4 protein-coding genes are annotated in these 4,151 nt (G+C 62.0%); all 4 read right to left on the bottom strand.

The features are described from left to right. Positions 1 to 257, bottom strand: a 257-nt coding sequence (locus VFJ08_RS04945; RefSeq protein ID WP_324995771.1) for an LpxD N-terminal domain-containing protein, incomplete at its 3' end; no start/stop codon positions are given. Between the two features lie 12 nt (positions 258 to 269). Continuing rightward, complete coding sequence (locus tag VFJ08_RS04940) at positions 270 to 863, bottom strand: OmpH family outer membrane protein (protein WP_324995769.1); 594 nt, start codon at positions 861 to 863, stop codon at positions 270 to 272. 53 nt (positions 864 to 916) lie between these two features. Further along, positions 917 to 3,298, bottom strand: a complete 2,382-nt coding sequence (gene bamA, locus VFJ08_RS04935; RefSeq protein WP_324995767.1) for an outer membrane protein assembly factor BamA — start codon at positions 3,296 to 3,298, stop codon at positions 917 to 919. A gap of 12 nt (positions 3,299 to 3,310) precedes the next feature. Continuing rightward, positions 3,311 to 4,151 (bottom strand): RIP metalloprotease RseP (rseP, locus tag VFJ08_RS04930; protein WP_324995765.1); only part of this gene is annotated, 841 nt, incomplete at its 5' end.

Raw genomic sequence — 4,151 nt, 5'->3', positions numbered from 1 at the left:
CTCAGCCGCGGCGTATCGCTGACCAGCAGCACCGGTCGATCGAGATCGATCAGTTGGCGCGGCACGATGAGCAGGCTCGCCCGGCTGGCGGCCGCGATATCGCGCTGGCGCGCGGTTTCGGCGAACGCCAGCCGCCGTTCGCGGCCCGGTTCGAGCGCACAGACCCCCTCGACGACGATATCGCCGTCGCCCACGACCTCCAGCCCGAACCGGCGGGCCAAAGCTTCGGCGGCATATTGCGCTGCGGGGTCGGCCACGGCTGCCCTCGATCAGTCGGATTTATCGCTATCGGGCGGCTTCGCCGACGGGTCGTCCGCCGCGGCCTGCTGCTGCAATCGGTTCAGGATGGCGTCGGTGATGTTCACGGTGTCGCTGGCGTAGAGCACCGAATCGCCGACGATCAGGTCGTAGCCGTTCTGCTTGGCGTAACGATCGATAACCTGGCGCAGATTCGAACGCATATGGTCCAGTTCTTTCTGCTCGGCATCGGACACGTCGCCGTTGTACTGCGCCTGTTTGAGTTGGAGCTGATTCTTGTCGTCGCGGATTTTCGACACCAATCGATCGCGCGCTTCATCGCTCATCGTTTCCGAATGCTTCTTCAGCCGGTCGACCTCCGACTGCAGTGCGTCCGAGGCTTTCTCCAGCGCGTTCTTACGCTTGGCGAAGCGCTCGGCCATATTCTGCCGGGCCTTTTTCGCCTGCGGCGATTCGCTTATGAGCCGGTCGAGATCGACCACGCCGATTATGGGCGGCGGCCGGGTCGGCTGGGCCTCGGCCGCGGTCGGCGCCAGGACCACGGCCAGAACCGTGGCCAGGGCGAGCGCCGCCAGCCAGAACGGAGTGCGTGACAAGGCCTTCATGGTTTGCTCCCGCCAACGAGGTGCGGCAACGCCATAGGGCGCGAAAACGCGCCTTAAATCGTGCGAAGGACCGGCGTCACCCAACAGTAGAAGTTCGCGCCGAACGAGAACTGGAAGCGATCGGTTTCGTCGCTGGGCCGCGCCTTGTCGACGTAGGCCGCGTAGCTCACGCGCAGCAGACCGAAGAACGGCGTGAACCAGTCGAAGGCCACGCCGGCCGATTTACCCATCTCCGAAGGATCGAAGTCGCTCGCCTTCTCATACACGTTGCCCATGTCATAGAACAGACTGAGCCGCGTGGTCTTGTTGTCCGACTCGAGGAAGGTCGGAATCACCAGATCGGTCTGCAACGCGGTCAGGAATTGGCCGCCGTAGGGATTGTCGAACGAATCCTGGGGACCGAGGCCGCCGTTGGAAAAGCCGCGCACCGAATGCGCGCCGCCGCCGAAGAAATTATCGTACGGCGGGACGTCGGTGCCTGTGCCCCAAACCGCCGTCTGGCCGACCCTGCCGTCGATCTGCAGTACGACCTTGTCCGAGAGCTTCGGAATCCAGGAGCCGATACGCAGGTAGCGCTGGTGTTCGAGGCTGGCCTTGTAATATTCGAGATCCGAGCCGGGGCCCTTGATGTTGAACAGCAGCCGGGTGTCGGAACCGCGGGTTGCGAAGAACGTGCGATTGCGGGTGTCGCGCTCGAAGCCGGTACGCAGTTCGTAGGTGGTCGCGCTTTTGCCGTTATCGCGCACAAACTCCGCGACCTCGTCGGAAACCGCCAGACGACCGTTCTTGTTGATGGTCGAGGCGATTTCGTTGTTCTCGACCCCGAGACCGGCGCGGATGGTCGAATATTCGGTCACCGGGAAATTGAAGGTCATCGCGCCGCCGACCGAGTTCAGGTCGAAGCTCGAACCGGTCCGGATCAGCTGATCGGTCTGGCGGTAGAAGCCCGAGATCGTGCGCGACACGCCTTCAGGCGTGAAGTACGGATTGGTGAAGCTGCCCGAGATGCTCTGGGCGTAGTCGTTGGTCTGGGCGTTGATCTGGATGGTTTCGCCGGTACCGCGGAAGTTGGTGTGCTTGACGCCGCCGTTGATCAAAAAGCCTTGCGAGTCGGAATAGCCGATGCCGGCGTTGATCTGGCCCGCGGCGCGCTCGGTGACGTCATACTCGATGTCCACCAGATCGTCGGAGCCCGGCACCTTCTTGGTATCGACCTTGACGCCCTGCATGAACGGCAGGCGCGCAAGCCGGGTGCGCGAACGCTGCACGGCCCGGCGCGAATACGGCGCGCCTTCGAACTGGCGCATTTCCCGGCGCAGCGTCTTATCGTTGGTTTTCGTGTTGCCATTGAACACGATCCGCCGGACGTAAGTCCGCTTGCCTGGGTTGACGAAGAAGGTCAGATCGACCGTCTTGTTGTCTTCATCCACTTTGGTCAGCGGTTTGACATCGGCGAATGCATAACCGAAATCGGCCATGCCCGAACTGATCGCGTCCGCCGAATTCTGCACCTTCTTGCGCGAGAAAATTTCGCCGTCCTCGACCGTGACCAGCCGTTGCAACGTCGCTTCCGGCACCACCATATCGCCGGCGAAGCGGTAGTCCTCGATCGTGTACTGCGCGCCCTCGTCGACGTTGATCGTGAGAAACACGTTACGTTTGTCGGGCGACAGCGAGACCTGAACCGAGCTCACGTTGAAGCGGATATAGCCGCGGTTCTGGTAGTACGAGTTCAGCGACTCGAGATCGCCGATCAGCTTGGTGCGGGAATAGCGGTCGGGATGCCTCCAGAACGTCAGCAAATGGGTATAAAACGGCTTATGCGACTGCAGCTTGAAGACTTGCTTTAGCTGTTCGTCCGAAAACTGATGGTTGCCAATGATGTTGATGTCCTTGATGGACGCGATCGGTCCTTCCTTGACCTTGATATCGATCGCCACCCGGTTATTGCCGAGGTCCTTGACGTCGGTGTCGATCTTCACGCTGTAGTAGCCGTTGGCGTAGTACTGACGCCGCAACTCCTGCTGCAGCGAATCCAGCAACGAGCGCTTGTACAGCTCCCCCTGCGCCAGCCCCTGCTTCTTCAGGGCCTCCTTGAGCTTGTCGCCACCGATCGCCTTGTTGCCCTCGATTTTGAAACTGGCGATCTCCGGGCGCTCAGAGACATTGACGATCAACGTGTTGCCGCGCCGATCCAGGGCCACGTTCTCGAACAGCCCCGAATCGTAGAGCGCGCGGATCGACTGCTGGGCGCGGGCCTCGGTCATCCGGTCCCCCACCGTGACCGGCAGATAGGTCAAAACGGTGCCCGGCTCCAGCCGCTGCACGCCCTCCACCTTGATGTTGCCGATCTGGAAATTGTACGACTGCGCCCATGCGCCAGCCGCATACAAGATCAACAGCGCGCCCGCCGCACGCTTTACCACTGCATACATAATTGAGCTCCGCTACCCGAGCAAGCGCAGGATATCGTTATAGAAAGCCAAGGCCATCAACATCAGCAGCGCCACCATGCCCACCTGCTGACCCGCGGCTTGTACGGCCTCCGAGAGAGGCCGGCCCCGAATCCATTCGATCGCATAATACAGAAGATGTCCCCCGTCTAACACCGGGATTGGCAACAGGTTTATGAGCGCCAAATTGATGCTGATAAAGGCCAAAAAACTGATGAAGGCCACCAGCCCGATTTGGGCTGTCTGGCCGGCATAGTTGGCGATCTGAATCGGCCCGCCGACGTTGCGCCACGAAATCTGCCCCGCGATCATCCGCCCGATCAGGCGCACGGACAGAGACGAGAGTTCCCAGGTCTTGTGCACCGCGGCCGGAATCGCGGCCAGAGGGCCGAGCCGATGCACGGTTTGCATCGCCTGCCAAGCCGCCGGATCGACCGTGATCGCCGCGCCGAGGTGCCCGATCGTTTCGCCCTCGTCGGTCCGCTGGCGCGCTAGCTGCACGTGGATCGTGCGAATTCGCCCCTGGCGCCGGATTTTCATGGCGACGCTTTGTCCCGGATGCGCCTGCACGGCGTCCACCAGCGCCTGCGGCGAATCGATCGGTTGCCCGTCGATCGACAATACGGCATCGCCGACCGACAACGCCGACCGCGCGGCCGGCGACCCGGATTGAATACGGCCGATACGCGGCGTCGCCGGCGGCTGGTACAAGGTCACGCCGAGTCGGTCGAACAACTCCTCCGGATTACTCGGTGTGCCGTTCAGATCGAGCGTCAGACGATGTTCCTGACCGCCCGGCGTCCGCACCTTGACCTGGACCGGCTTGCCGTCGAGG

The organism is Salinisphaera sp. (assembly GCF_035690525.1).
GTDB lineage: Bacteria > Pseudomonadota > Gammaproteobacteria > Nevskiales > Salinisphaeraceae > Salinisphaera.
The sequence above is the reverse complement of the archived record's forward strand: the minus strand, read 5'-3'. Positions and strand labels throughout refer to the sequence as shown.

Bases quoted from the DNA above. Each gene is read 5' to 3' on its own strand.
- bamA (WP_324995767.1), bottom strand. From the start codon at position 3,298: ATGTATGCAGTGGTAAAGCGTGCGGCGGGCGCGCTGTTGATCTTGTAT.
- VFJ08_RS04940 (WP_324995769.1), bottom strand. From the start codon at position 863: ATGAAGGCCTTGTCACGCACTCCGTTCTGGCTGGCGGCGCTCGCCCTG.